This is a genomic window from Shewanella morhuae (assembly GCF_900156405.1).
Taxonomy (GTDB): domain Bacteria; phylum Pseudomonadota; class Gammaproteobacteria; order Enterobacterales; family Shewanellaceae; genus Shewanella; species Shewanella morhuae.
Genome location: NZ_FTNN01000002.1, coordinates 416,409 through 442,956, shown reverse-complemented (window position 1 = coordinate 442,956; position 26,548 = coordinate 416,409). Strand labels below are relative to the sequence as shown.

20 protein-coding genes, 1 rRNA gene and 1 pseudogene are annotated in these 26,548 nt (G+C 42.8%); 11 read left to right on the top strand and 11 right to left on the bottom strand.

Annotation, left to right across the window (positions count from 1 at the left end; all coding sequences use genetic code 11):
* Positions 1-8: 8 nt before the first annotated feature.
* Positions 9-124 (top strand): 5S ribosomal RNA (gene rrf, locus BW947_RS04230).
* A 398-nt stretch (positions 125-522) separates the two neighbouring features.
* Positions 523-777 (top strand): annotated as a pseudogene (locus BW947_RS18850) (transposase); the annotation flags it as partial.
* Positions 778-1,009: 232 nt separating this feature from the next.
* Here the strand turns inward: BW947_RS18850 and BW947_RS18765 are convergent.
* Both BW947_RS18765 and BW947_RS04215 read right to left on the bottom strand, forming a co-directional pair.
* Entirely contained in the window at positions 1,010-1,177 is a 168-nt protein-coding gene (locus tag BW947_RS18765; RefSeq protein WP_167368901.1) for a hypothetical protein, read from the bottom strand.
* Positions 1,178-1,415: 238 nt separating this feature from the next.
* Positions 1,416-2,669, bottom strand: coding sequence for a dicarboxylate/amino acid:cation symporter (locus BW947_RS04215; RefSeq protein WP_076497063.1), 1,254 nt, complete (start codon positions 2,667-2,669; stop codon positions 1,416-1,418).
* A 291-nt stretch (positions 2,670-2,960) separates the two neighbouring features.
* On the opposite strand from BW947_RS04215, the gene BW947_RS04210 reads away from it, so the two are divergent.
* The 5 genes from BW947_RS04210 (at position 2,961) to BW947_RS04190 (ending at position 9,587) form a co-directional block, all read left to right on the top strand.
* Positions 2,961-3,389, top strand: coding sequence for a YqaA family protein (locus BW947_RS04210; RefSeq protein WP_076497062.1), 429 nt, complete (start codon positions 2,961-2,963; stop codon positions 3,387-3,389).
* A gap of 244 nt (positions 3,390-3,633) precedes the next feature.
* Complete coding sequence (locus tag BW947_RS04205; protein WP_076497061.1) at positions 3,634-6,468, top strand: M16 family metallopeptidase; 2,835 nt, start codon at positions 3,634-3,636, stop codon at positions 6,466-6,468.
* A 262-nt stretch (positions 6,469-6,730) separates the two neighbouring features.
* Positions 6,731-8,302, top strand: coding sequence for a glutamate--cysteine ligase (gshA, locus tag BW947_RS04200; RefSeq protein ID WP_076497060.1), 1,572 nt, complete (start codon positions 6,731-6,733; stop codon positions 8,300-8,302).
* 44 nt (positions 8,303-8,346) lie between these two features.
* On the top strand, positions 8,347-8,763 hold the full coding sequence (locus BW947_RS04195; RefSeq protein ID WP_076497082.1) for a hypothetical protein: 417 nt from the start codon (positions 8,347-8,349) through the stop codon (positions 8,761-8,763).
* Positions 8,764-8,969: 206 nt separating this feature from the next.
* On the top strand, positions 8,970-9,587 hold the full coding sequence (locus BW947_RS04190) for a transglycosylase SLT domain-containing protein (RefSeq protein WP_115405226.1): 618 nt from the start codon (positions 8,970-8,972) through the stop codon (positions 9,585-9,587).
* Positions 9,588-9,945: 358 nt separating this feature from the next.
* On the opposite strand, the gene BW947_RS04180 is transcribed toward BW947_RS04190, so the two are convergent.
* From BW947_RS04180 to dauA, 4 genes are all read right to left on the bottom strand, one after another.
* Complete coding sequence (locus BW947_RS04180; RefSeq protein WP_076497057.1) at positions 9,946-11,208, bottom strand: GGDEF domain-containing protein; 1,263 nt, start codon at positions 11,206-11,208, stop codon at positions 9,946-9,948.
* Positions 11,209-11,382: 174 nt separating this feature from the next.
* Positions 11,383-12,474 (bottom strand): 5-(carboxyamino)imidazole ribonucleotide synthase, encoded by a 1,092-nt coding sequence (gene purK, locus BW947_RS04175; protein ID WP_076497056.1) that lies wholly within the window; start codon positions 12,472-12,474, stop codon positions 11,383-11,385.
* The gene (gene purE / locus BW947_RS04170; RefSeq protein WP_076497055.1) at positions 12,474-12,965 is read right to left on the bottom strand and encodes a 5-(carboxyamino)imidazole ribonucleotide mutase; all 492 of its coding nucleotides are present in this window, start codon (positions 12,963-12,965) and stop codon (positions 12,474-12,476) included. Before purE ends, purK begins: the two co-directional genes overlap by 1 nt.
* 281 nt (positions 12,966-13,246) lie before the next feature.
* Positions 13,247-14,998 carry a C4-dicarboxylic acid transporter DauA gene (gene dauA / locus BW947_RS04165; RefSeq protein WP_076497054.1) on the bottom strand — a complete coding sequence of 584 codons (1,752 nt, stop codon included), beginning with the start codon at positions 14,996-14,998 and terminating at the stop codon, positions 13,247-13,249.
* A 231-nt stretch (positions 14,999-15,229) separates the two neighbouring features.
* Here dauA and BW947_RS04160 point away from each other — a divergent pair, with 231 nt between their 5' ends.
* From BW947_RS04160 to BW947_RS04145, 4 genes are all read left to right on the top strand, one after another.
* On the top strand, positions 15,230-17,095 hold the full coding sequence (locus tag BW947_RS04160; RefSeq protein ID WP_076497053.1) for a vWA domain-containing protein: 1,866 nt from the start codon (positions 15,230-15,232) through the stop codon (positions 17,093-17,095).
* A gap of 35 nt (positions 17,096-17,130) precedes the next feature.
* On the top strand, positions 17,131-17,736 hold the full coding sequence (locus BW947_RS04155) for a sigma-70 family RNA polymerase sigma factor (RefSeq protein ID WP_076497052.1): 606 nt from the start codon (positions 17,131-17,133) through the stop codon (positions 17,734-17,736).
* Positions 17,729-18,460, top strand: a complete 732-nt coding sequence (locus tag BW947_RS04150) for a hypothetical protein (protein ID WP_076497051.1) — start codon at positions 17,729-17,731, stop codon at positions 18,458-18,460. Before BW947_RS04155 ends, BW947_RS04150 begins: the two co-directional genes overlap by 8 nt.
* Before the next feature lie 218 nt (positions 18,461-18,678).
* On the top strand, positions 18,679-19,215 hold the full coding sequence (locus BW947_RS04145; protein ID WP_076497050.1) for a hemerythrin domain-containing protein: 537 nt from the start codon (positions 18,679-18,681) through the stop codon (positions 19,213-19,215).
* 204 nt (positions 19,216-19,419) lie between these two features.
* Here the strand turns inward: BW947_RS04145 and BW947_RS04140 are convergent, their stop codons facing one another.
* From BW947_RS04140 to BW947_RS04120, 5 genes are all read right to left on the bottom strand, one after another.
* Positions 19,420-19,605, bottom strand: coding sequence for a DUF3545 family protein (locus BW947_RS04140; protein WP_076497049.1), 186 nt, complete (start codon positions 19,603-19,605; stop codon positions 19,420-19,422).
* A gap of 213 nt (positions 19,606-19,818) precedes the next feature.
* A complete protein-coding gene (pgi, locus tag BW947_RS04135; RefSeq protein WP_076497048.1) occupies positions 19,819-21,456 on the bottom strand; it encodes a glucose-6-phosphate isomerase in 1,638 nt (545 codons plus the stop codon).
* Between the two features lie 19 nt (positions 21,457-21,475).
* Entirely contained in the window at positions 21,476-22,432 is a 957-nt protein-coding gene (gene tal / locus BW947_RS04130) for a transaldolase (protein ID WP_076497047.1), read from the bottom strand.
* Between the two features lie 251 nt (positions 22,433-22,683).
* On the bottom strand, positions 22,684-23,793 hold the full coding sequence (locus BW947_RS04125) for an OmpA family protein (protein ID WP_076497046.1): 1,110 nt from the start codon (positions 23,791-23,793) through the stop codon (positions 22,684-22,686).
* A 239-nt stretch (positions 23,794-24,032) separates the two neighbouring features.
* A complete protein-coding gene (locus tag BW947_RS04120) occupies positions 24,033-26,399 on the bottom strand; it encodes a phosphoketolase family protein (RefSeq protein ID WP_076497045.1) in 2,367 nt (788 codons plus the stop codon).
* Positions 26,400-26,548: the final 149 nt, after the last annotated feature.

Here is a 26,548-nt window from a genome sequence, read left to right as displayed (position 1 = left end):
AGAATTTGCTTGGTGACAATAGCCTTGTGGAACCACCTGATCCCATCCCGAACTCAGCAGTGAAACGCAAACGCGCCGATGGTAGTGTGGGGTCTCCCCATGTGAGAGTAGGTCATCGCCAAGCGCCTAATTATCTCGATGAGATGTAACGAAGCCAGCTGAATAAGCTGGCTTTTTTGCGTCTGTGATTTGGTATAAACAATATTTTTGTGCATTGAAGACGCTGTCTTTGTTGCGACGTCGTCGTAAGCGTCTAGCGAAGTACACTTAGCATCGATGTTCTGATTATCTAATACCATTTATATTAATTAACTGGTCAACATTGCTCATCGTCTAGAGCACAATTTGCTCACCCTTTCTTTCTTCTCAATGAAGCTATTCCATGCGATGGAGCATTGCTCAACAATATCGTCATAACCACTAATACCAATTACTTTAATTATATGATCTAATAAGTCGTCACTTTCTCACCTTACAAAGTATGAACAAGCCCAATATCCTAGCCTTAGTTAAATCAGATAACAGCAATGTGAATATGCTTATCTCTTTGGTGCAGTGTGCCCAGCGACGGGGGTAACAGAAGCATTGGTCACGCTTTTCGTTAAAAGATGCTTAACGTAAATATCAGAGGCAACTCATTCGGATAGATATGCACTTGTTATCATTGATGGTGCGGTCTGGCATACGGATGATATAGCAAAAGAATTCCGTAATTTATCGGTTCTTAAATTACCAGCCTATTCCCCAGAGTTGAATCCGATAGAACAGGTATGGCAAAACTTGGGATAGGTTTATTCAGGTAAGGACAGGGGAAAAAGTTTGTGCACACGAGACTGGGCTAATATGGGCAAAAACTAATGCGGAATGGTATTGCTACTGCGTTGTTGGCGTTCATTAGGGTAACAGCGGGATGACTGATAAATCTAAAGTCTGCTGCTGACTGCTCGAAAATAAGGTTAGATTGGATCAACGGAAAGGCGTCTACGAGCGAGTAAATATTGTTACAGGGCTAAGCAGTTAGTAACAATAATGCCGTGAGGATTAAAATTAGCCCGCCACTGATGCCGATAATATAGATAAAACCCTGTTGGCCTTGCTTTAGCGTGAGCTTATTCGCTTTTAAAAATAATGCCCAAAACAGACACAAGATCAGCGGAATAAGGAATAGTCTGGTCATTTTATGCTGCTAAATAATGAGTTAGGATAATTTAGAGTCTAACAGTTTGATCTTATTTGAGTAACTTATTTTAGCAAGTAGAGAGCAGCTGTAATCTGAGATGGTTAACCAGTAGCGGTATGGATGAATAAGACTTTGATTTTAGCTTACTGACAAAGAGATTTTATTCGGTATTGGTATTAATAAAAGACCGCCGAAACGGTCTGTTGTTATGTTGGTGAGCTGCCGACCGCTATGATTACGAATTTACAGGTGTTACGTCTTGGGTATCATTTGAATAAAATTGCGCTTCATCCAGTTCATTCTCAGACTTACCAATCACTACTGCAGTCATCATATCACCCGTCACGTTAGTTGCCGTGCGGATCATATCGATAATACGGTCAATTGCGGCGATAAAGGCAATACCTTCAAGTGGCAGACCAATTACGCCCAAAGTTACCGTTAGCATCACCATCGCACTTCCTGGCACACCAGCGGTACCTACGGAAGCTACTGTTGCCGTAACAGCAATCATGACATAGTCGAGCGTATCGAGCGGAATATTATAAATTTGCGCGATGAAGATAGCGGCAATTGCGGGGTAAATCCCCCCACAACCATCCATGTTCATCGTGGCGCCTAATGGCATAACAAAAGCGCTATAACGTTTTGATACGCCCATCGTTTCTACTGCGCGGGTGCTCGCAGGTAAAGTACCAAAACTGGATGAGGTACTAAAAGCGACTAACTGCGCAGGCATCGCCTTACGGAAAAATTGAATTGGGCTTAAACCACCAACAAATTTTACCATGCCACCGTAAACGAAGATGATATGGATAAAGGCTGCAATGTAGATTGCACCAATAAACTTACCTAAAGGCAATAAGGTCGATAAACCGTATTCTCCTACTACCCATGCCATTAGGCCAAACACCCCGATAGGGGTCAGCTTTAATACCATACGAGTTAATTGGAACATGACTTCTGCGCCCGCTTCGATGGTACGTTTTAATGGTTCAGCTTTTTCGCCGACCTTATTAATAGCGATACCTACTAAAGCGGCAAATACGATAATTTGCAGTACCTTACCTTCAGCCAATGATGCGAAAGGATTCACTGGGATCATATCCAGTAACACTTGTGCAAAGCCAGGTATATTGCGCTCACGTACCTCTGTGGCTGTGAGTTGCATCGTGCCACCCATGTCAATCATTGAGCCTACCGCTAAGCCAATCAGAGAGGCAATTGTGCCGGTTAGCATAAACATACCTAAGGTTTTAAGACTGAGGCGTTTTAAGCTAGTTTGCGAGCCGAGTGACGTAATACTGACGACAATCGCACAGAATACCAAAGGTGCGACCAACATTTTAATGGCGCCAATGAACAGATCGCCCAATGGTTTTAGTACAATTGCTGTTTCACCTAAAATTATGCCAACGAGTGCACCTAAGATAAAACCTGCTAAGACTTTTTGCCAAAACGGAATGCGGCTAATGGTTTGAAAGATCATGCATATTCCAGAAAAATAAATTAAGTGTGAGCCAATAGACCTGTAATGATAGGATCCATATTCAACGAGTTGAGCCTGTTGGTAACATGCTCTTTATCATGTGTATTGTCATGGCCTGCCATAGTTAGCCCATTGTATCGACTGAGCTAGGGTGATAACAAACCGATTTTCTTATAACTTATTGTCATAAGTGAGTTTGTTATAAAAATATTAATTTAAAAATTTGATTAAAGTATTTTAAAAATAATCAAATGTGATTTTAAAAGACTTATTTATCATTGAGTAAAGATTATGGCTGAGTTGGGCATCATGTTTTCTGGCGCTTTTTTAGCAGCCACTTTGTTACCGGGAGGATCTGAAGTATTACTCATCGCGCTATTAAGCAATTCCCCCGAAGCATGGGGTGCGCTGGTCATCACGGCGAGCATAGGTAACACTTTAGGCGCGATGACAAGTTTCTATATAGGCCATTTAGCTCGTCTTGCTAAAACACCCGCGGAGTTAATCTCGGGTAAACGCACTAAGGGTCTTGCCTTAATTGAGCGTTACGGCGTATGGGCACTGTTACTTTCATGGGCGCCTGTTATCGGTGATGTGCTTTGTTTACTAGCGGGTTGGTTGAAGTTACCGCTAATTCCATCGATATTGATGATGTTAATCGGTAAAACAATTCGTTACTTGATTATTGCTGCAGCCGTATTGCAATGGCTTACATGGTAACGCTATGGTGAGCTATCAGCCTTTGGCTAAGAGAATTTTTGCTATTTAAGCATAATTTGCTGTATAGATAGGAACTTAGTGCTTATTTTACCAGTCTTAATCCTAATATTTAATCATTAAGTCGCATTTTAGATTAATACCAGACTCTCTTAGGGTTAGGCACTCTATTTTAGCCAGCGATGACTTAATACAGCATGCTAACGAGCAGGCTGTATTTTACCTATTGATGTAAGAGGGAAATGTTTTGAAAAAATGGATATTAGCGCTGGCAATTTCTGCCGCGCTCGCGGGTTGCGCATCTGAAATGACTTCTGCCAATTTACCTGCGGGCGTCACACTTATCGAAACTGTGCAATTTACTGATTCGCAAGTAGGTATCCCCTATAAAAAGTATCAATTAGCTAACGGTTTAACGGTTATTTTGCATCAAGATGATTCTGATCCATTAGTACATGTTGACGTGACCTATCATGTTGGATCTGCACGAGAATTAGCGGGCCGTTCAGGTTTTGCACATTTATTTGAACACATGATGTTTCAAGGCTCACAGCACGTTGCCGATGAGCAACATTTTGAAGTGGTGACCGAGGCCGGTGGCACTTTAAACGGCTCGACAAATACCGACAGAACCAATTATTTTGAGACAGTACCCAGCAATCAACTAGAAAAAATGTTGTGGTTAGAGTCGGATCGTATGGGATTTTTATTACCCGCATTGACGAGTGAAAAATTTGAAGTGCAGCGCGAGACGGTCAAAAACGAGCGTGCGCAACGTATTGATAACCAGCCCTATGGCCGAATGAGTGAACGTTTTAGTCAAGCTTTATACCCGGTTGGACATCCATATTCTTGGCCGGTTATCGGTTGGCCAGATGATCTTGAGCGTGCCAGCGTTGATGATGTAAAACATTTTTTCCAGCGTTGGTATGGCCCTAATAATGCCACGCTAACTATCGGTGGTGATTTTGACGAAATGCAGACCCTAGCCTGGGTTAATCAGTATTTTGGTGAAATCCCCCGTGGCCCTGAAGTCTCTTTAGAGCAAAAAGCGCTGGTTAACTTAGACCAGACGCGCTATATCTCCATGGAAGATCAAGTACATTTACCCTTGATTCGTATTGGTTTTCCTACCGTATATGCTAGACACTCCGATGAAGCCGCACTCGATCTACTCGCGAACATTTTAGGTGGCGGCAAGACCTCGTTGTTATACAAAAACTTAGTTAAGGATGGTTATGCGGTGCAGGCCAATGTCAGCCATCCTTGCCAAGAGCTTGCATGTCAGATGTCGATTTATGCACTCGCCAATCCTGAAAAGGGAGGTAAGTTGGCAGATCTTGAGCAGCGTATTCTTGCCTCTATTAATGAGTTTGAGCAACGCGGCGTCACTGATGCTGATCTGCAAAAAGTAAAAGTACAGTTTGAGGCAGATACCATTTTTAGCCTGCAAAGTGTTTCTGGTAAAGTCTCGACCTTAGCGTCAAACCAAATTTTGTCGGGTAATCCTAATATGATTGACGCGGATTTGAGCCGTTATGCCAAGGTCACTAAAGACGATGTGATGCGCGTGTTCAAACAGTACATCAAAGATAAACCTATGGTGGTCATGAGTGTAGTACCGCAGGGAATGATTTCACTCATTGCCCATGCCGATAACTTTACACCGGCAACTTTACCGATTGCCCAAACGGCGGTTGAGGGAGATTTACCAACGCCTAAATTGGTTTCAAGTTTTGATCGCACTAAGATGCCCACATCTGGCGTAGCACCTATGCTCAAAGTTCCTAAAATTTGGACTGAAAAGTTAAAAAATGGCATCGAAGTGATGGGCACTCAAAGCACTGAGACGCCAACGGTCGAGTTGATTGTGTATCTCAATGGTGGCCATCGACTCGTCCCCGTAGAAAAGGCGGGCTTAGCATTATTGACCGCAGAAATGCTTAATGAGTCTAGCCAAAAACGCAGTAGTGAAGCACTCTCGCAAGCCTTAGAAATGTTGGGTAGTACGGTCGATTTCAGTGCATCTGAATACCAAAGCGTGATTAAAATATCGGCTCTGACGGCTCATTTAGATGAGACGTTGGCGATTATGGAAGAAAAGTTGTTTCAGCCAGCATTTACAGATGCAGACTTTGCGCGAGTAAAGCAGCAGCTATTACAGCAGATCCAAAGCATGCAGTCTGAACCGAGTTATCTTGCTGACGCCGCGCTATCTTCCTTGCTATACGGCAAAGACAATACATTGGGCATAAGCGATATAGGAACCCTTAATTCGGTTGCTGCGCTCACGTTAGCTGATGTTAAAGCATTTTATGCTCTGCAATATCAAGGCGCCAACGCTAAAATAGTGACAGTAGCCAATTTGTCCGAAGCGGTATTACTGCCTAAGTTGGACGGGCTCAGTCAATGGCAGGGAAACGCTGCCGTTGTTCCGCCACTTAACCCTTTTCCGGCATTAAAAGGTGGCACTATTTATTTAATTGATAAACCAGGCGCTGCGCAATCGGTAATCAATATTGCTAAGCGCGCATTGCCCTATGATGCCACTGGAAATTATTTTAAATCTTACCTGATGAACTACCCGTTAGGTGGCGCATTTAACAGCCGTATCAACCTTAATTTACGTGAAAACAAAGGTTATACCTATGGCGCCCGTACCCGTTTTACGGGCGGAGCTGAAGTGGGATACTTTGTAGGAACAAGCAGTGTGCGTAGTGACGTAACAGCGAAAGCACTGGCTGAATTTGTTAAAGAAATCAGTACTTATCAGCAACAAGGTATGACAGATACTGAACTTACCTTTATGCGTAATTCTATTTCTCAAGGGCAAGCGCTTGATTATGAAACGCCGTATCAAAAAGCGGGTTTTATACGGATGATCCAACGCTATCAATTGGATCAGGATTTTACTGCTCAGCAGGATAAGATCATTAATAGCATCACAAAAGATGAACTCAATGCTCTGGCGGCTTCCGAGCTTAACATCAATGACATGGTGATTCTGGTGGTGGGAGATAAAGCGAAAGTTGAAACGGATTTAGCTACAATGGGTTATCCAATTGAGACCCTAGTATTGTAAATGGCTATTTTGCCCTTATATAGGGTTTAGGCGAGTATATTGTTAGTGGTGGTTTACCAACTATTCTACTGATATTTACATCGAAAAATGGTGGTAGCATTAGCTACCACCATTTATTTTAAATCACGCAAAGCGTGAATTTGGCTTGCCACATGGACAGGTTTAGATTTATTTTGAGGCGTATCTTGTAAGATAAGCCTCAAAATAAAGGTCTGACGGTTACCTTGTCGCGATAGCGAATCACCAATTAGAGAAGCGCAAATTGAAGTCATTCAATGAATTAGTACAAAATTTCTCCGACGCCAACGGGCGCACAGCACTCTTAGGTATGTTACGTGGCATAGAGCGTGAGGCATTACGCATTGATGAATCGGGCTATTTAGCCCTAGATACGCACCCAGAAGTATTAGGCTCGGCGTTAATGCATTCGCGTATAACCACTGATTACAGTGAAGCTTTGCTTGAGTTTATTACTCCTGTTCATCACGATGTTGAACAACTGTTAAGTGGGTTAACTGAAACCCATGCTTTTAGCGTGCGTAATTTAAATGGTCAACGCTTATGGCCTGTGAGTATGCCTTGTTATGTGAAAGATGAGCAGCAGATCCCCGTAGCTCGTTATGGCTCATCAAATACCGGCATGATGAAAACGTTATATCGTAAAGGCTTGACCTACCGTTATGGCGCTCTGATGCAGATCATCTCAGGGGTACACTTTAATTTTTCGGTATCGCAAGAATTATGGCAACGTTTGTATGATCTTAGCGATAAGCGGTTCAGTTACGATGATTTTATTTCAGAGTCTTATTTTGGCTTGATCCGTAACTACCGTCGTTTAGTCTGGGTGTTACCGTATTTTTTTGGCGCTTCACCAGCGTTATGCAGCTCTTTTATCAAAAATCAGAAAACCGACCTTAAGTTTGAAAAGACTGGCAAGGGCACGCTATATCTGCCTTATGCTACGTCATTACGTATGAGCGATTTAGGCTACACCAATAAAGAGCAAGAAGACCTCAATATTAGCTATAACTCTTTACCTGAGTATTTGGCAGGCATAAATGCGGCGATCAAAATGCCATCGGCAAGCTTTGCTAATATCGGCGTTAAAGTTGATGGCGAATACCGTCAACTTAATGCCAACGTATTACAGATTGAAAATGAGTTTTACTCACCTATTCGCGCTAAGCGCGTGACACGTAGTGGTGAGAAGCCATCTGAAGCCTTAGCGCGTGCTGGGGTTGAATATATTGAAGTTAGGGCTTTGGATGTCAATCCATTCAGCCCTATCGGAATCGAGATGACGCAAGTGCGTTTTCTTGATTTATTCCTGCTGTATTGTTTATTAACAGAATCACCTAAGTCTGATGCAACTGAAGAGGCGAGGCTCGGAGCGAATCTTAAAGCTGTTGTACTTGAAGGCCGTAAACCTGGGCTTGAGTTATCAACTGCTGAGGGAACTCTGCCACTGAAAATCTGGTTGGAGCAACTGTTCGATTCATTACAAACGCTAGCGGTGTTACTCGATGGTGAAAAAACAGATTATCAAGCGACTTTAGCCCATTGGCGTAAGGCGATTGAAGATCCTGATTTAACTTTATCGGGACAAGTGCTGCAAAACGTGATCCACCAAGGACAAGATCATGGTCAGTGGGTGATGACATTGGCGCAGCAATATTATCAATACTTTGTTGATTATCCATTATCTAGTGAAACCATTGCACAATACCAAGCTGAAGCTGTTAGCTCACTAAAAAAACAAGCCGAGTTAGAAGCTGCTCAAAGTAAGGTTGCCTTTGATGATTATCTTAAAGAGTATTTTGGTATGACGTCGTGACAGCGAGTTTACGCTCTTATGTGCGTTTGAGCGTCACTGCAATTATGATTGGAGGGGGAGCCTTCTTATCGGGTTGCGCCTCTTCACCCGAAGCCCCTTTGGGCTGTGGTACTGTGTCAGGTTATCTGCAACCCGATGCAAGTACGCATTGGTATCGTGTTGTGGTAACGCATTTAAATGGCCAAGCTGTGGTTTCGAAACCTAACTATCAGTTAGCGCCCGGTGAATATGAGTTTACAGTGGCAGAATTGATTGACGATCCTAACTTATCGGTTACGGTTACTGCACGGGTTCCTAAAGTATTGAAGCTTAACATCCAGAGCCATCAGCGTTATCACTTAGGAGCACTACTCCACACCGATAAGCGTTATATGGGAAAAGATACCGCTTATTGGGAGCCCGGTGTATGGCTACAAGAGCAGCACGAGTGTCAATTTGAACTGAGTCCTGAAACGAAATAGCAACATCATATCCGTTGTATTTATGTCACTCCATTCTGTTTAGGACTATTAATTCAACTTGTTATCACTGCAGATTATCTTGTTACTATGATAGTTTCGCGATAGCGTTTAGGTGATCTAAGCGCTAAAAAATGTTTTTTATGCTTGCCTCAAGCTGAGTCTATGACATCATGTTGCCAGCTAACTCTATAAAGAACATGATATTAATGAATAGGCTTTCCGCTATTTTGCTGTTTTCGACGCTGGGTATTTTATCTGGTTGCGCAACATCTCCTCCTAAATCTCCTGAAAATTTGTGTGAGATATTTCAAGAACACCGTGGTTGGTATGAAGCCGCTAAAGATGCCCGCGACAAATGGGGTGTACCGGTTCATGTCCCATTAGCGATGATGTATCAAGAAAGTTCATTCAAGCATAATGCCGCACCTCCTATGCAGTACTTTTTAGGTTTTATCCCGATTGGGCGTGCCAGTGATGCCTACGGCTATGCGCAAGCAAAAACTATGACATGGGACGATTATGTGCGTGAGACGGGGAACAGTTGGTCGAGTCGCAGTAATTTTGATGATGCAATAGATTTTATGGGTTGGTTTATCAGTAAAACCAATAAAATAAATGGTATCTCTAAGTGGGATGCAAGGGCTCAGTATCTTAATTATCACGAAGGTTGGGGCGGTTATCGCCGCGGCAGTTATAAATCAAAAGCTTGGTTAGTGAAGGTCGCGAGCAAAGTGGATGCGAGATCTAAACGCTATGCGGCTCAATATAAAACCTGTCAAAAAGAGTTAGATTCATCTTGGCTATGGCGTTTATTTTTTGGTTAAGCTTGAGCGTTGTGCCAGTGTTAACATTTTTAATCTTGAAGTTTATACCAGTCACATTAACTATCTAATCAGTTCAGAGCCTCACCGGTATTTCAATCCGAGGCGCATTGACGCAGAAATGGTCATTCCCTTTTAAGTTAATGCAACACGGAAGTGGGATACCGGTGAGGCTCCCAAAGGGCGGCTGATTTAACTGCATGGCAACACGCTTTATACTGCGTTTAAGGCTTTCGACAGAGCACCACTATGCCTTCAAGCCTTCGCCTTGTCTAAAGCGCGTTGAACTCCCGCTGAATGAACAGATAGTTAATACGATTGGTATTATTGCTAACACTGGATTTAAATATTGGCCTCAACTTCAATTAGTGTGTTGGGCTTTTATTGCGAAGGCCTCTAACGCTTTTATGGCTTTTTTCTTTGCCCGTTTTTGTTCATACATTGCATGATCAGCTATTTTGAAGGATTGAGACCAATCGTTTTCAAAAATCGCAATGCCATAACTAAAACTGAGGTTAAGCTCTGATTCGTGGTTTAAATTTTTACGCATGTTCTCTAAATCTTGTTCAATTTGAGTTTGTGGGCCATGGCATAAAACCACAAATTCATCGCCTCCAAAGCGGGAGATAATTGCATTATTCTGCCAGCACTTCAGTATGGCATTCGCTGTCTGAATGATGGCGATATCCCCCATTTGGTGTCCATAGGCATCGTTGATGGCTTTTAAATTATCCATATCGATAATGAGCAGAAAGCTGCCAAGGTGAGGTTTCTGTTGCCAGTGCTGTAGTTCATCTTCAAAGTTTTTTCGGTTATAAAGTCCAGTTAGCGAATCAAAGTTAGCGAGCTTAGTGATCTGTTGTGATTTTTGATAAAGCGCAATGGCATTACTGGCTTCGTGGGTCAGAATTGATACCAAATTACGATCATAATCGCTAAAAGCACCGACGCTGCTACTGTCGAGGTTTAGCATGCCATAAAGCCTGCCGTCAATACGGATAGGGCTAGACAGAGTTGAACGTATCGGCTGCTTAGATGCTGTAAGTAAAACTTGTTGATCTTCTTTGGATAAGGTACTGCCTGCATTAATATTTTCGATATTATTAACAACAACTACCTGATCACATCTTCCTTTTGTGAGTCGATATTCAAAGGTTTGTTCTAAGGTGAAGTCCAGCAATCTGAGTTTTGTTAAGTCGAGTCCTACACCCGCTTCAAAATGCAGTTTATTATTGTTTTCATTGACCTTAATGATGCTACCCATTTCGGCACCATTAATCACATATACGGCTTTGTTGAGTAAGGCATCAAGAAAAGCATGTTCATTTTTATAATGGCTTGAGAGGTGTGCCAGTTCGTAAATCGCATCATTCATCGTGACGACTTGTTCTAAGTGTTGCCAAAGTCGAGTCAGACGTCCTTGATGCAAGTAGTAAGTTAGGCTATAGGCAAAGATGTAAATGATACAAACAAATAGTAAGGGTAGAATGGTCCAGTTTTCAGTTGGCGCATTAAAGATAAATAGCAGCACGAATAGACATATCGGCACAATAAGTAGTAACAGATGATAGCGATAATCTAAGCGATCTATCGTTTTACGTTTGAAATTATCCCTTAATTTCACTCTAATATTCCTTTATTGGGGTTAGTGCTAGCTTTCATTTAATGCGATACATCATTAACTTATTTATGCTCCGTTAGTTAAGTATATAACGGAAATTAAAATATAAACTGATATGAAACATTGAATCGTTTCATATCAGTGATTTGTGGATAAAATACGACATTAACGTAATTATTATGTGAGTTCAGCCAATATCCACGCTAACGGAGCCTGATATTGCACTGGCATCCATGTTTGTAAGGCGGTAATGCTGCTTTTAAACACTGCCATATTGGGCACCGAAAGGTTTAAATGTCCAACTTTACGACCAGGGCGCACTTCTTTGTTGTACCAATACAACTCAGCATTGGGCAAACTTAACCAGCGTGAATCATGTTCAATACCAATAAGATTGACCATAACACATTGAAAGTTTACTTGTGGTTGCGGGATCGTAACCCCACAAAGTGCCCTAAGGTGTAATTGGAATTGATCCATATGAGTACCGGCTTGAGTCCAATGTCCGGAGTTATGTACTCGCGGTGCAAGCTCATTTACCAGCAGTTTGTCGCCAACACGGAAACATTCCATTGCCATTACGCCAACGTAGTCAAGCTCGTGCATAATTGCGCTAAGCATGGTTTCAGCTTGGGTTTGCAAATGGTTTAAGCGTGTTAGTGGCGCAATGGATGCCATTAAAATGCCGTCTTGATGCAAGTTAAGTGTCAGTGGATAAAACACACATTCGCCTGCACGGGTACGTACACCGACTAATGATATTTCTTCATCAAAGTTAATGGCTTGTTCTGCAATGGCGAGGTTACGCCAGTCGTGTGGAATATCACCCGCTTCGGCTTGTTTGAGCCAATGTTGACCTTTACCGTCATAACCACCGGTACGGCGTTTCATTAATACTCTTGGGCCGTAGTTTTGGTACAGCGTTGCAACTTGGGTGGTATCGTCGACTAACACCCAAGGCGCCGTAGGCACATTGAGTTGATCAAGCAGGCTTTTTTGGCTAAAACGGTCGGCTAAACGGCTAAATACCGGACCATTAACAAAATGGGGGTGAGAACTCAGTTGTAAGCTAAGGGCGGATTCTGGCCATTGCTCGCGCTCGGCGGTAATGATGTCATGGGGCGCTAGCGGTAGAATTTCATCGGTAGGCGTCATAATATCAACGGCGTGAACTTCAATCGCTAATGGCTCACCCGCGTGGGTTAGCATTGCCCCCAACTGACCATTACCTAATACCCAAACCTTAGGTTTCGTGTTTGTCTGAGTCATTAGGCTTCCCTCGGGTCTGGGTTGTCCAGTACCGCACGGGTTTGTTCTTCTCTGAATGCTTCTACGCGTTTTGCCAGTTCAGCATCATTATTTGCTAGTATTTGGCAGGCCAATAATCCTGCGTTAAATGCGCCAGCAGTGCCAATAGCTAAGGTACCAACGGCGATGCCTTTTGGCATTTGCACGATAGACAATAAGCTATCCATGCCTGACAGGGCTTTACTTTGTACCGGCACACCTAATACGGGTAAACGAGTTTTAGAGGCAATCATACCGGGTAAGTGCGCTGCACCACCGGCGCCACCAATGATGATTTTAAAACCACGATCGGCGGCAGAGGCTGCAAACTCCATGAGTTTATCTGGCGTTCTATGGGCGGAAACCACTTCAACATGATAAGGCACTTGCAGTTTATCCATTATTTCAGCGGCGGCTTCCATAGTGGGCCAATCACTTTTAGAACCCATAACAACAGCAACAAGGGCTTGCATGATAACTCCTTAACTCACTAATTTTAATTATATTTTAGCCATTTTCAGGCTTGGGTACAGTTGATATCTATCTAGGCGTAATCGCTAGCAAGCATCATGGGGCAGAATAATACCATGTTCCTAATGATTTCTGCCCGTTTTTGCATGGGGAGATCGTCTTTAATATTGTTGGATTTATGAGGGGATTTACTGAGAGAAAGACCCATTAAACCTTGGGTCTTTCTATTGTTCTGCAGGCGTTAAATTTGCTGATAAAGCGTAATGATATTGGCTTAACACGACTAAGGCGACGTGATTTCTGTATGCTGAGTGCATATTGGTGCTTCAGTTATGGCCTCACGCAATGTGGGGTAAAACTTCAATACACCTTCAATTGGCTGAACTCTGGCTCTGGCCAAGGTACGGATTGGCTGGAATTGGAGATCGGTAATAATGAGCTTGGTTCTATTCACTTTACATCTTTCAATCAGCTTGCTCAGTGCGGCTAAACCACCGGCATCTAAAATAGAGACGCCATCGAGATAAAGCACAATCACGTGTTTATCTTCAGTGAGGCTGGCAATTTCAGCAAAAATACGGTCGGCTGCAGCGAAAAATAATGGTCCATTAATTTTGATCACGGCCCAATCATCGGGTAATTCTTGCTCGACATAACGCTTATTGTTACTGACATCATAAAGCTTTGTCATCTCAGCAATTTCCTTCATAAACAGCAAGGCCGCTAGGATGATTCCTACACTGATGGCGATCACCATGTCGAAAATAACAGTTAATGAGAAACAGCTGAAAAAGACCATGATATCGCTGGTGGGCGCCGTTTTAATTAAATGTACTGCTTTATGGGCTTCGCTCATATTCCAAGCTACAACGAGTAACAGTGCAGCCATAGTCGACATGGGTAAATAGGCTAATACTCCCGCTAAGACGACTAAGCCAAACAGTACCACTATGGCGTGGATCATGGCAGCAATCGGGCTTTGTGCACCAGCTTTGACGTTTGCCGCGCTGCGCGCAATTGCTGCCGTTGCTGGTATGCCGCCAAAAAATGGTGTGATGATATTACCTATGCCTTGGCCTAATAACTCACTGTTGGCACTGTGACGTTTACCTGTCATACCATCGAGCACAACGGCGCAAAGTAATGATTCAATCGCACCTAACATGGCTATGGCAAATGCGGCGGGCAATAAGGCTTGAAAAGTGGCGAGATTAAATTCAAAGGCTTGGCCATTGACACCTGCTTGTAACCAAGGCCATTCGAAGCTGGGTAGTATGGCTGGTATCCCCATGCCTGTACTGCCATCACTGAGTTGATAGTGGAAACGGGTGCCTATGGTTTCTATGTCTGCCCCCATCGCATTGAGGACTAAAGCGAGCACAGTGCCAAGTATAATGGCCGGAAGATGCGCAGGTACGGGGGTTTTGAGTTTTGGCCACAGCAACATAATGGCTAATGTGGCCGAGGCGACCAGTAGGCTAGGTAAATGGACTGAGGGCAACGCTTGAGCTAATGCCATTAGCTTAGCCAAATATTGTTCTGGCATATGGGCAATCTCGAGTCCGAAAAAGTCTTTGAGCTGTAAGGTGGCGATAACAACGCCAATGCCCGCGGTAAAACCTAAGGTGACGGATTCAGGAATATACAGAATCAACCGGCCTAAGCGTAGCGTCGCCATACCGACAAGTATCATTCCTGACATCACTGTCGCGACTAATAATCCGGCTAAACCAAATTGTTGGGCAATGGGGTAAAGTAATACTACAAATGCCGCCGTTGGGCCTGACACACTGTAACGTGAGCCACCCGACATGGCGATAATAAAACCGCCGACAATCGCGGTATATAAGCCATATTGCGGCGCAACACCACTGGCAATCGCCAATGCCATTGCTAACGGAATGGCGATAATACCTACGGTGAGGCCTGCAAGAATATCTTGTCCAAAACGTTTAAACGAATACTTATCCTTCACGCAAGCTTCAGTGAGTGCGTGGGCGATCCTTAAAGAAAACAAATGAGCAGAGTGTGGCACGAGAAATTTCCATTGCGAGGGACAAAGTAACAAGCTCTATTCTAGTGCGCAGACACTATGTGCAGTGTGATCTTGTTGGCAAAAATGAGGGTAAATACTTTGTGTAATATAAAGAGTGTGCTTGGAGCTGATGTTAAGTCCCGTAATATTTTTTGAAAAAATAGAAAAGTGATAACTCTTTTTACCATTAGCGCCGTTTACAGTCTTAGGTCAACATCAAAGGTATTCAATATGAAAACGATATATTGCTTAAGATCCGTTTTAAATTCGGTGTCAATCAGGAAAAGTGCCGTCGTATTGGCGATTAATAGCGCCGCTTTATTGCTGGTCACTCTGGGTTTAGCGGCCTGTGGCGGTAAAGGCGTTGAGGTTCAACAACAGGCAGAACGGCAACAAGTAGAACAAAACCATAAAGAAAACTCGTTGCACCAAACAAAAATGCGTGATGCTGCTAAGGTTGAGATGGCTAGAGTCGTAGCGCCGATGTCAATATCTCGCAATAGTGCGACTATGGGAATCGCTCCCATGCCGCGAGACTATGCTGTAATCCCACGAGAACAAGATAAATTCGAGCGGCAGATACAAAATGGCATGATGGTGGCCGGAGAAACCCCAGTATCGACCTTTTCTATTGATGTCGATACTGGCAGTTATGCCACTTTAAGGCGAATGCTAAGGGAAGGGCGCTTACCCGAGCAGAGCACTGTCAGGGTTGAAGAGATGCTCAATTATTTTACTTACAATTATCCCTTGCCAGCTAAAAATACGGCGCCCTTTAGTGTCACGACTGAGCTTGCGCCTTCACCCTATAACTATGACATGATGTTGCTGCGAATTGGGCTGAAAGGTTATGACTTACCTAAGTCTCAGATAGGCGCCAGCAACTTAGTCTTTTTACTCGATGTTTCAGGCTCGATGGCGTCAGCCGATAAGTTACCTTTACTACAAACAGCACTCAAACTACTGACGGCGCAGTTAAGTGTACAGGATAAAGTTTCGATTGTAGTTTATGCCGGCGCCGCGGGTGTGGTGCTCGATGGCGCGTCGGGTAATGATACTCAAACCTTAACCTATGCGTTAGAACAACTGAGTGCAGGTGGGTCAACCAATGGCGGAGAAGGAATTACGCAAGCCTATCAATTGGCAAAAAAGCATTTTATCCCCAATGGTATTAATCGCGTGATCCTTGCAACCGATGGTGACTTTAATGTCGGCGTGACAAGTTTTGATGATTTAATTGCCTTGGTTGAAAAGGAAAAAGCCAATGGTATTAGCTTAACCACCTTAGGGTTTGGTCAGGGTAATTATAACGATCAACTGATGGAGCAATTAGCAGACAAAGGTAATGGCAACTATGCCTATATTGATACGTTAAATGAAGCGCGAAAAGTGCTGGTGGATGAGTTGATCTCCACCTTATTGACAATTGCCAAAGACGTTAAAGTACAAGTTGAGTTTAATCCGGCCTTAGTGTCTGAATACCGTCTGATTGGTTATGAGAATCGCGCGTTAGCGCGAGAGGATTTTAATAACGACAAGGTGGATGCGGGCGAAATTGGTGCAGGTCATACAGTGACGGCTTTGTATGAGCTAAGGTATGTGGAAGCTGGAAATAGGACGAATGATAAACTCAGATATGGCGTTGATGCTCAAACGGGGCAAGAAAAATATAGCCGTGAAGAAATCGCTTTTCTTAAATTGAGATATAAATTGCCAGATCAAACACAAAGCCAGTTGCTGAGTTATCCCATAAGGCTAGATCAAGGTGTTAAGCATTTAGATCAAGCGAGTGATGATTTTAGATTTGCCGCTGCGGTTGCAGGTTTTGGGCAATTACTGAATGGCAGTCACTATCTACATCAATTTGATTATACTCAGTTAAGCCTATTGGCGCGTTCGGCATTGGGGAATGACCCCTATGGTTATCGGCATGAGTTTTTGCAGCTGATACAAACTGCCTCGGCTATGGTGCAATCGGGTCGCATACCGATAAAAAAAGCATTCAATGGCTCAGGTAAACCTTTTCCTCCAGAAGATAAACTCCATAGCGAGCCTGTGAGTGACAAGAGCAATACAAGCCATGAGAGATTACAATAATCAAAGAGAACACAGCAAACGATGAGGAGTTTCCCGTGGCATTAGCCATACCGCAATTACCAAACCATGAGCACTCAGATGAGCAACTGATGTTGTGCTATGCCAAGGGCGATTCACAAGCGTTCGAACAGTTATACCTGAAACATAAAGGTGCGCTTTATCGCTATTTTGTACGTCAATTAGGTGACCAACAATTAGCGGAAGATTTGTATCAAGAAACCTGGGGGCGGGTGATCCGCGCCGCAGCTAATTATGAAGTTAGTGCCAAGTTTACAACTTGGTTATATCGTATTGCACATAACTTATTGATTGATCATGTGCGCGCGGTTAAGCCCGTCGATTTAATTGCCAGCGATGGAGATGAGGTCGAACTCGATACTTTTGTGGCGGGTGAACAAGATAAGCCCGATGTGCAGTGGCAAACAGCGCAAAAGAGTTTATTGCTGAAGACTTGTATCGCATTGTTACCGCAAGTTCAAAAGGAAGCATTTATTCTGAACATTGAAATGGGTTTTACGGCAGCGATTATTAGCGACATAGCAGGGGTTACGTTAGAAGCAACTAAAAGCCGTATTCGTTATGCGTATAAAAGCCTAAAAGATTGCGTTAGCGCAAAATGGCAGGAGGCGGGTCATGAGTAATACGACTTCAAATACCGATGAAGCTGCATTACAACAAGAGATACTGATTTGGTATCGCCAACAAGCTTTAGAGGTTCCAGCTGAACAACTTGATCAAGATATTTTACAACTCGCCCAAGTACACTTAGCTGAAATGCATCAAGGAAAAATAGCGCCTATTGAGACTCCAACTTCTACCTGGCGCCGCCATCCTTGGGCTTTATCGAGCGCTGCATCGTTAGTACTTGTTGTGGGTTTACTTATGCTTAATCGGTCGCTTATGGAAGATTCGTTTGCTCCAAGTCCTATAGCGATGAGTGCTCCGGCGCCGCAAACTATGGCAAGGATGGCTGATGCGCAGGCGATACCATCTTCTAATGGGCCAGCAGAAGCGATTGTTGAGCATCAAAAGCAAGCTCAAAAGCAACAAGCTAAAGCCGCATTAGCAGTCATTGAACCGCAACAGAATGTAATGAATCCTGCTATCGTTGCAAGATCTATGGAACCAAGAGTATCGGTATCAGAAAATCATAAAACGTCGCTAGCGGAGTCTCTGCAGCGGTTACAGACGTTAATTGATGCTAAGGATACTGCACAAGCAATCGTTATGGAGCAGCAGCTCGTGAAGGATTATCCGCAGCTTGTCGCTGAGGATGTCAATCCAGTGCAGCTAAGCCAGCAACAGCTAGCACTAAGACTCGAGTTTAAAAAACTACAACAGCAATTGCACCCGCTGGCAAAGTAAGTTTATACCTTTGCTGTTTGAGTCATGAAAAAGTGATGAGATCAACCATTCTGTGGCTTTTTATGGGTTAATACGCGCTGATATTTATAGCGCGTTTACTTTTTGGCAGGTGATTAACTTGATCAATGTCATAAAATGAAGCTGACGTAGCCTGTTATATTGGTATTCGTTGACAGCTTGTTTAGTATCAATTGTCTGATCCCGATTTAGGAGGCATTATGCTTAAAAGACTCATGAATGATCATAAACATATAGCAGTCTTGCTTAATGTTTTAAAAAACAAACAGATGAAATTGTCAGAAGGTGAGTCGATTAACTTCACTTTAGTGCGTGATATCGTTGAATACATGCAAGGATATGCGGAGCGCTACCATCATCCTACCGAAGATATTATTTATGCTTACTATTTGACGCATAAAGCCAATGGCTCCGTTGATAAGTTAAGTGCAGATCATGAGCGAGTTGGCCAAGCATCATCCGCGTTAATGGCAACGCTAAATCTTATTCTCAGTGATATTGTGGTTGCTCGTGAAAAACTGATTATTGATTTTGCTGAATATGTTGCATTACAAAAGCAGCATATGGAAATGGAAGGACGGGAAGTATTTCCTTTACTTTCAAGTGGTTTAACCGATCAGGATTGGCAACTTATTGAGTTGGAGTGCCAGAAGGCGCATATCGATGCTCCCTTTTTTCAGAAGCAAGAGCAGCAAGAGTTTGAGAGTTTACGGGCTTATTTTACTACGTCTGACTAAAACTGTTTTACTTGAGCCTAGTGATAACAGAGTTTAAGAAAGCAGCTTCTCAAAATAAGTGTTCGTGGCTTTAGCCCAAGCCATTATTTGAATATTTATCCATTTGTATACAAAAAATACATATTAATACCGTAAATAAAAAAGCGCCCAAGGCGCTTTCTATTCATGCTTGAAGATACTGAGTGAAATCATATCAACATGTGGTTACAGCTGGATAGTATCAATATCGTAGTTAAAATTATTATCGATTTCTTGGAGTTCTTTGATCAAAAGATACTTATCTTTTAGCGCTTCAATCTCACGCCATTTACGTTTTTTATTGGAGCCTCGCGAACGATCGGGTCTTTCAACGACTTCATCTAGCGCACAACCATAATCTAAACGATCCATGGCAACCTCCTGTTGTATGTTTTGTCAGCAATTAAATAACATATTTTCAAAACAGGGTGCAAGAGTTATGTTTCATTTGTGTTAACTTAAAATGACGTTTACATGATTTAGTATGGCTGTTGGATATGGGTTTAGTGTGGGGGTGTATTGAAAAGTTTAATATAAATAAGTGGTTAGGATTTAAAAAGCCAGCTACAGCTGGCTTTTTTTCGATTAAATTTTACCTTGTCGATAAAGATTAATCAGTGCGTTACTGGAGGCGTCTAAAGCATCGGAATCTTGCTCAGCACCAATACGTGCTAATACATCGTTACCTAGATTTTTACCGAGTTCCACACCCCATTGATCGAAGGAGTTTATATTCCAGATAGCACCTTGAACAAAGGTTCTATGTTCATATAGGGCAATTAAAGCGCCTAAAGTGCTTGGCGTGAGCTTATCCATAAGTAAGGTGTTGCTCGGCTTATTACCTGGCATCACCTTATGTTTAGCGATCAGCTGTTTCTCTGACTCAGATAATGCACTATTAGCGAGTTCAGCTAAGGCTTCATCAAGCGTGCGACCTTGCATTAAGGCTTGTGTCTGACCAAAGCAGTTTGACGCTAATTGGTCATGGTGTTCACCGATAGGATTATGACTTTGCAGTGGCATAATAAAATCGGCAGGGATCAGTGCTGTACCTTGATGCAACAGCTGGTGGTAGGCATGTTGTCCATTAGTACCTTCGCCACCCCAAATCACTGGGCCTGTGCTGTAGTCAACATCAGTGCCATTTAAGGTGACAGACTTGCCGTTACTTTCCATGTCGAGCTGCTGGAAGTAAGCGGGTAGGCCGCGCAGGTAATGATCGTATGTCAACACAACATGGGACTGTGCATTAAAGAAGTTACCGTACCATAGAGATAGTAATCCCATGATCACTGGCATATTTTCTGTCAGTGGCGCATTGGCGAAATGCTCATCCATTTGGTGTGCACCAGTGAGTAGGGCTCTGAAGTTATCCATGCCTATCAAGAGTGCAATTGGTAAACCAATCGCTGACCAGAGTGAGTAACGCCCACCAACCCAATCCCACATTGGGAAAATATTGTCTGCATCAATACCAAAATCCGTCGCTTTTGCCACGTTTGAAGTCACTGCGACAAAGTGTTTTGCCACATCCGACTGCAAACCGCCTTTTGCTAAGAACCATTCTCTAGCAGTGAGGGTATTGGTTAAGGTTTCCTGTGTACCAAAAGACTTAGACGACATGATGAACAACGTCGTTTCAGGATCCAATAACTTCAGTTTCTCACTAATAGAAGTACCATCGACGTTTGCCACAAAGTGACATTTCAATTCTGGATTCCAATATGGGCGCAGCGCCTGAGAGACAATCTTTGGCCCAAGGAAAGAACCACCAATACCAATGCCAACAATATCGGTTATGGCTTTACCGGTATAACCTTTCCATTTGCCTGATGTTACTGAGTCCACAAACCCTTGCATCTTATCAAGAGTTTGTTGGACTTCAGGCACTATGTCTTGACCCTCGGCAATAATCGATTGTTCTGCAGTGCTACGAAGCGCTGTGTGCAGTACCGCACGCTTTTCGGTGGTGTTAATAATCTCACCAGCAAACATCGCTTTAATTTTTGCTTCAAGCTGGCTATTGCTTGCCAACGCAAATAACAGGTCGAGCGTTTCCGCAGTGGCTCTGTTTTTAGAATAATCGAGTAATAAACCACAGCTAGATAGCGACATTTTATTGAAACGTGTCGCATCAGTGGCAAATAATTCACGCATATGCGGAATGTTTTTGCTGTGTGCTGATAAAGCTTGCCATATTGAACTTTGGGTCAAGAGTGTCATTTAACCATCTCCAGAATACTTAGTTTGCCAGCTTCGCGGTGAGCATGACTTCAAGTTTGCCTTGGTCAATCGCAAAATTACGAATCCCTTCAGCAAGCTTATCAACCGCCATTGGATCTTGATTAAAGTCCCAGCGGAATTGTGCTTCTGTCAATGGGGTTTCAGCTGTCGCAGTCGTTGTGGCAGCAACGAGTTTAGGCGTGATGTCCACTTGTGAATTAGCCAGTTCTTCTAACAAAGAAGGGCCAATGGTGAGGCGATCACAACCTGCTAGTTCAATAATTTCACCGATATTACGGAAACTTGCGCCCATAACGACAGTACTAAAACCGTGCTGCTTGTAGTAATTATAAATCTCAGTGACTGAAATAACCCCTGGGTCATTCACTGCATCATAATCTTTGCCAGTATCTTTTTTGTACCAATCAAGAATGCGACCAACAAAAGGTGAAATCAGGTAGGCACCCGCTTCGGCACAAGCACGTGCTTGGGCAAAGCTAAATAGTAGGGTTAGGTTGCAGTTAATGCCTTCTTTCTCGAGCTCTTTAGCAGCACATATGCCTTCCCAAGTTGAAGCTAGTTTGATCAGAATGCGTGATTTATCAATACCCGCTTCTTTATAGAGACGAACTAGCTTATGGGCTTTAGCGATTGATTTCTCTTTATCAAATGATAAACGAGCATCAACCTCAGTAGAGATACGACCCGGAACCAGTTTTAGGATCTCAACGCCAATGTTAACTGCTAGCTTATCGCTGGCATCATCAAGTTGTTGTGCTAAAACACTGCTTTGTGATTTTGCCCAATCAATTGCGTTATCTATCAGAGATACATATTCAGGGATTTGAGCGGCTTTCAATATGAGTGATGGGTTAGTCGTCGCATCTTCAGGCTGGTAGCGCTTGATGGCTTCGATATCGCCTGTATCAGCGACAATAGTGGTATATAACTTGAGTTGCTCTAACGTATTGGCCATGAAAAATATCCTTCTCAGGTAGCAGTTTAAACTCGGAATTCACTGATGACTATTAGAAGCGATTTTGCCAACTTTTCCAACCTTGAATGTAAAAAAATTACAAAAATGACAAGATTTAATCTATTTAGGCCTAATGCGAGTGATTTGTTATCTTCTTGGCACTAACACAGAATTATCGCTTGCCTTAGTGTATACCCCATAAAAACAAAAAGTCGCTGCAAGCAGCGACTTTTTTATTTCAGTAAGTAATATTACTTCAGAACAGGTTGCTTAGTTGTTGTCGTTACGATTGCTTCGATACGACGGTTAGCAGCGTGAGCTTCTTTTGAATCACCAGCAACTAATGGCTGAGTAACACCGTAGCCTCTAGAAGTTACACGGCTTTGGCTGATGCCATATTTATCAACAAGAATTTTAGCAACGGCGTTAGCACGTTTCTCAGATAGTTCCATGTTGTAGTCTGGCTTACCTACGTTTGAGGCATGGCCAGCAATTTCAACTGTGAACTCTGGGTTCTTGTTCATGTAATTTGCTAGTCTTTCGATATCTTTGTAGTAAACGTTTTTCACTACAGCTGAATCGTTAGCAAACTGGATTGAACCTACATCTTCTTTACTTTTCACGTTTTCATAGATAGTACAGCCAACAGCGTCAACCTTGTGAGTTGCTGGTGTTGCTGGGCACTGATCTTTGTCGTCGTAAACGCCATCGTTGTCTGAATCAACTGGCGTAGCAGCAACTACTGCTGCAGCTGCAGCGACTGGTGCTGCTGCGTTACCAAAGCGGTAGCTCAGCTCAAGACCCCAGTAGTTACTATCAGCTTCAACAATATTGTAATCGTCATTTAAATTTTCATAACGACGGTATTTAGCTTGTAACTTCAAGTTATCAGTGAAGTTATAACCAACGCCTGCGCCGAAGTATGGTGCAAAGTCATCGGTGCTATATTTGCTTGGGGTGAGGCCATTGTTTTGGCTGTTTTCAAGCGTGTAATACATGACACCAGCTTCAGCTGATAAGCTCCAACGGTTAGCTAGAGGCCATAAGCCCACTAAACCAAGAGTTGAACCTTTAACGTCTGCATCATTGCTGATACCGGCATTGTTCCAATCTGCATTACCTAAATCACGGAAACCGATTTCGGCACCGAAGTAATCATTAAACATGTAACCAGCAAAAATGTCCCATGCGAATGGATCATCTGAACCATTTTGGGTTGCTACGTGTTCATAGTTATTAACGCCTAAACCTGCGCCGACATACCAAGGGGTTAGCTCCTGAGATGCACTGGCTGCAAATGGAAGCATTGATGTAAGTAAAACTATCTTTAATGTGTTCTTCATCATTTTATTTAAGTCCATTGATTATGATTCTCCACCAATATGTTTTGTACAATTAATACAAAACATTGCTAGCACTTCGTGTGGGGATCCTTTAGAGATTGTAGCCAGCGATTTAATTATCACTTGGTTTGTTAAATTTTTCCAGCATTAAGATTTGCCTTTTTAAGGGGAGTCATTCGGTATGTCATCTTTAAATGCAAGAAAGGCACTCCGAGAAGTGCCTTTAAATATGCTTAATTGTCAGCCTAATATGTGTTTTAGCGTGTCCATATCCAGTTTTCAATCTCTATAGGGTCGACCCCATTAGCTTTAATGTAGTTGCGGTGGTCAACTAACTTTTGCAACATATCAGTCGTAATAGAAACATGCATCGTTTCATCAATAACGCCCTGCTGGAACAGCTTGTAGGCCATGTCAATCACTAAATGATAGCGTGAAGTACCATTGCGAACACCCATATCAAATGGTGTTGTTGTTGAGCCTTCTTCTTCATAACCTTTGATTCTGAAGCGGCGACTACCTTTATAATCAAAAATTAATTTCTTGATGGTATTTGGATAGCCGTGATAGTTAAATACTACGCCTTTATCTTGAGTAAATATTTCGTCCATTAACCAAGGTTTTTCTTTAAACTTGCGGCTACCTAAGCCATCACTGCTTAATTCGGTGACACTTACGAAGCGAATTCTCACTCTAGGTAGTAATTCTCTAATGGCGACTAAAGCAGCCATACACTCCTGAGTGACATAATCACCACAGCCTGCTAATACAATGTCTGGATTTTCATCTGATGCAAAATCCCATACCATTACACCATCTTTCGCTTGTTTACGCGCTTCATCTAAGCTCAACCATTGTGGTAGTTCTTTTTTACCAGCAACCAAAATGTTGAGTTTGTCGCGGTCAGCATAAGCGCGTTCGGTATAAACTAAGGTACTGTTAGCATCTGCAGGCAAGTAAGCCGAGATGATTTTAGGATGCTTTTCTAGCATAGCGCCTAAGAATGATGGGTTCTGATGTGAATATCCATTATGATCTTGACGCTCTAGGAGTGAAGATAATACGACGTTGCACGAAGGTAATGGTTTACGGAAATGCACTCCTTGGCTGGCATAGACGTATTTACAGTATTGATCCGCCATCGATGAAATCACTTGCGAGAAGGCTTCATAAGTCGGCAGCATACCGTGACGGCCTGTTACTGTGTAGCCGTGCAACATACCAAAAAGTAAGTTTTCAGAAAGAAGTTCAATTACTCGTCCTTCGCGAGACATATCTTCATCCCAGCTCTCAATCGGCCATTGCCATGCACGATCTGTTTCTTCAAATACAGCTTGGAGTTGATTTGAATAAGTTTCGTCAGGGCTAAAAATACGTAAATTACGTTGATCGCGGTTTAGTTTAAATGCATCACGCATCCACTCGCCCATTTTCAACATTGAGTATCCACGATGACCACGTGGAACCTCTGGGCCATAGCAGAGTTTTTCAAGATCTGGATTGCTTAAAGCTCTAACAACTTCACCACCATAGGTTAAATGTTGACGCCCACAAGCAAGTTGCTTTGGTGGAATGAGTGAACAAATGTCTGCATCAAAAATGAGTTCGCCTTTGTCATTCATTTGATAAAGTTCTTGGAAGTTGTAACTGGCTAGCCAATTATCCAATGCTTCTAGATGACCTTTATCAGTGGCACATTTATTAACGATTACTTGATGCGATTCGCAGTTACCTTCTAGTTTTTTACCCGAATACTCGCTAACGCCTGTCCAACCCTTGGCCGTGCGCATTAAAATGACGGGCCATTTAGGCTTAACCACATCTTCACCGCTGCGTGCGCGGCGTTGGATATCATTGATCATGGTATAGGCGGTATCCATGGCATTGGTCATCTGCACATAGATATCTTCTTCTAATTCGTTATCCACTATGATGGGGAAATAGCCAAGACCACGGAACTCCAGATCTAATTCTTCATGGCTCATGCGGCCCATGCGAGTTGGTCCAGAAATTTTATAACCATTAATATGCACAATCGGTAAAACTGCACCACTTGTTGCGGGAGACACTAAGCGGTTTGCATACCAAGATGCGGCTAATGGGCCAGTTTCAGCCTCTCCGTCACCAATTAAGACTGTTGCGATCAAATCTGGATTATCTAATACCGCGCCCCAGCCAACAGAGAGTGAATAACCTAATTCACCACCTTCGAGGATTTGTCCTGGGGCTTCAGGGTTTGCATGTGAAGGGTAGCCATAAGCTGCGGAGAACTTCTTACAAATATCTTCGATACCGGTTTCATTATAAGGGATCGTTTCTGGATAGAAGTGGCTTAATGAGCCTTCCATAAATAAGTTTGCTTGTACTGCAGGAAAACCATGACCAGGGCCAACTAAATAAATGAATGAGCGATTATGCTTTACGATCAGTCTATTAATGTTAGCGTAAACAAAGTTGATCCCAGGACAGGTTCCCCAATGACCCAATAAACGCGGCTTAATATCAGTATGGGTAAGAGGACGTTTATGCAGGACGTTTTGTTTGAGATAAATCTGCGAAGTCGCAAGAAAGTTAGTTGCTCTAACGTATTTTTTCAGAGCATTGATTTCGTGTACTTGTGTCATATTAAGCCTCACTAAAACAAACAAGAGATAATTGAAGTTTCTATGGGATTACTATATTTGTAATTTTATTACAAAAGTGTGCCCAGCATCCAAGTTTTGAAAGTTGTTTTTACTGTTAAAAAAAATGATGTATCTAGATAGTTTTGTTA

Bases quoted from the DNA above. Each gene is read 5' to 3' on its own strand.
- BW947_RS18765 (WP_167368901.1), bottom strand. From the start codon at position 1,177: ATGACCAGACTATTCCTTATTCCGCTGATCTTGTGTCTGTTTTGGGCA.
- BW947_RS04215 (WP_076497063.1), bottom strand. From the start codon at position 2,669: ATGATCTTTCAAACCATTAGCCGCATTCCGTTTTGGCAAAAAGTCTTA.
- BW947_RS04210 (WP_076497062.1), top strand. From the start codon at position 2,961: ATGGCTGAGTTGGGCATCATGTTTTCTGGCGCTTTTTTAGCAGCCACT.
- BW947_RS04195 (WP_076497082.1), top strand. From the start codon at position 8,347: ATGATTGGAGGGGGAGCCTTCTTATCGGGTTGCGCCTCTTCACCCGAA.
- BW947_RS04190 (WP_115405226.1), top strand. From the start codon at position 8,970: ATGAATAGGCTTTCCGCTATTTTGCTGTTTTCGACGCTGGGTATTTTA.
- purK (WP_076497056.1), bottom strand. From the start codon at position 12,474: ATGACTCAGACAAACACGAAACCTAAGGTTTGGGTATTAGGTAATGGT.
- purE (WP_076497055.1), bottom strand. From the start codon at position 12,965: ATGCAAGCCCTTGTTGCTGTTGTTATGGGTTCTAAAAGTGATTGGCCC.
- BW947_RS04160 (WP_076497053.1), top strand. From the start codon at position 15,230: ATGAAAACGATATATTGCTTAAGATCCGTTTTAAATTCGGTGTCAATC.
- BW947_RS04150 (WP_076497051.1), top strand. From the start codon at position 17,729: ATGAGTAATACGACTTCAAATACCGATGAAGCTGCATTACAACAAGAG.
- BW947_RS04145 (WP_076497050.1), top strand. From the start codon at position 18,679: ATGCTTAAAAGACTCATGAATGATCATAAACATATAGCAGTCTTGCTT.
- BW947_RS04140 (WP_076497049.1), bottom strand. From the start codon at position 19,605: ATGGATCGTTTAGATTATGGTTGTGCGCTAGATGAAGTCGTTGAAAGA.
- pgi (WP_076497048.1), bottom strand. From the start codon at position 21,456: ATGACACTCTTGACCCAAAGTTCAATATGGCAAGCTTTATCAGCACAC.
- tal (WP_076497047.1), bottom strand. From the start codon at position 22,432: ATGGCCAATACGTTAGAGCAACTCAAGTTATATACCACTATTGTCGCT.
- BW947_RS04125 (WP_076497046.1), bottom strand. From the start codon at position 23,793: ATGGACTTAAATAAAATGATGAAGAACACATTAAAGATAGTTTTACTT.
- BW947_RS04120 (WP_076497045.1), bottom strand. From the start codon at position 26,399: ATGACACAAGTACACGAAATCAATGCTCTGAAAAAATACGTTAGAGCA.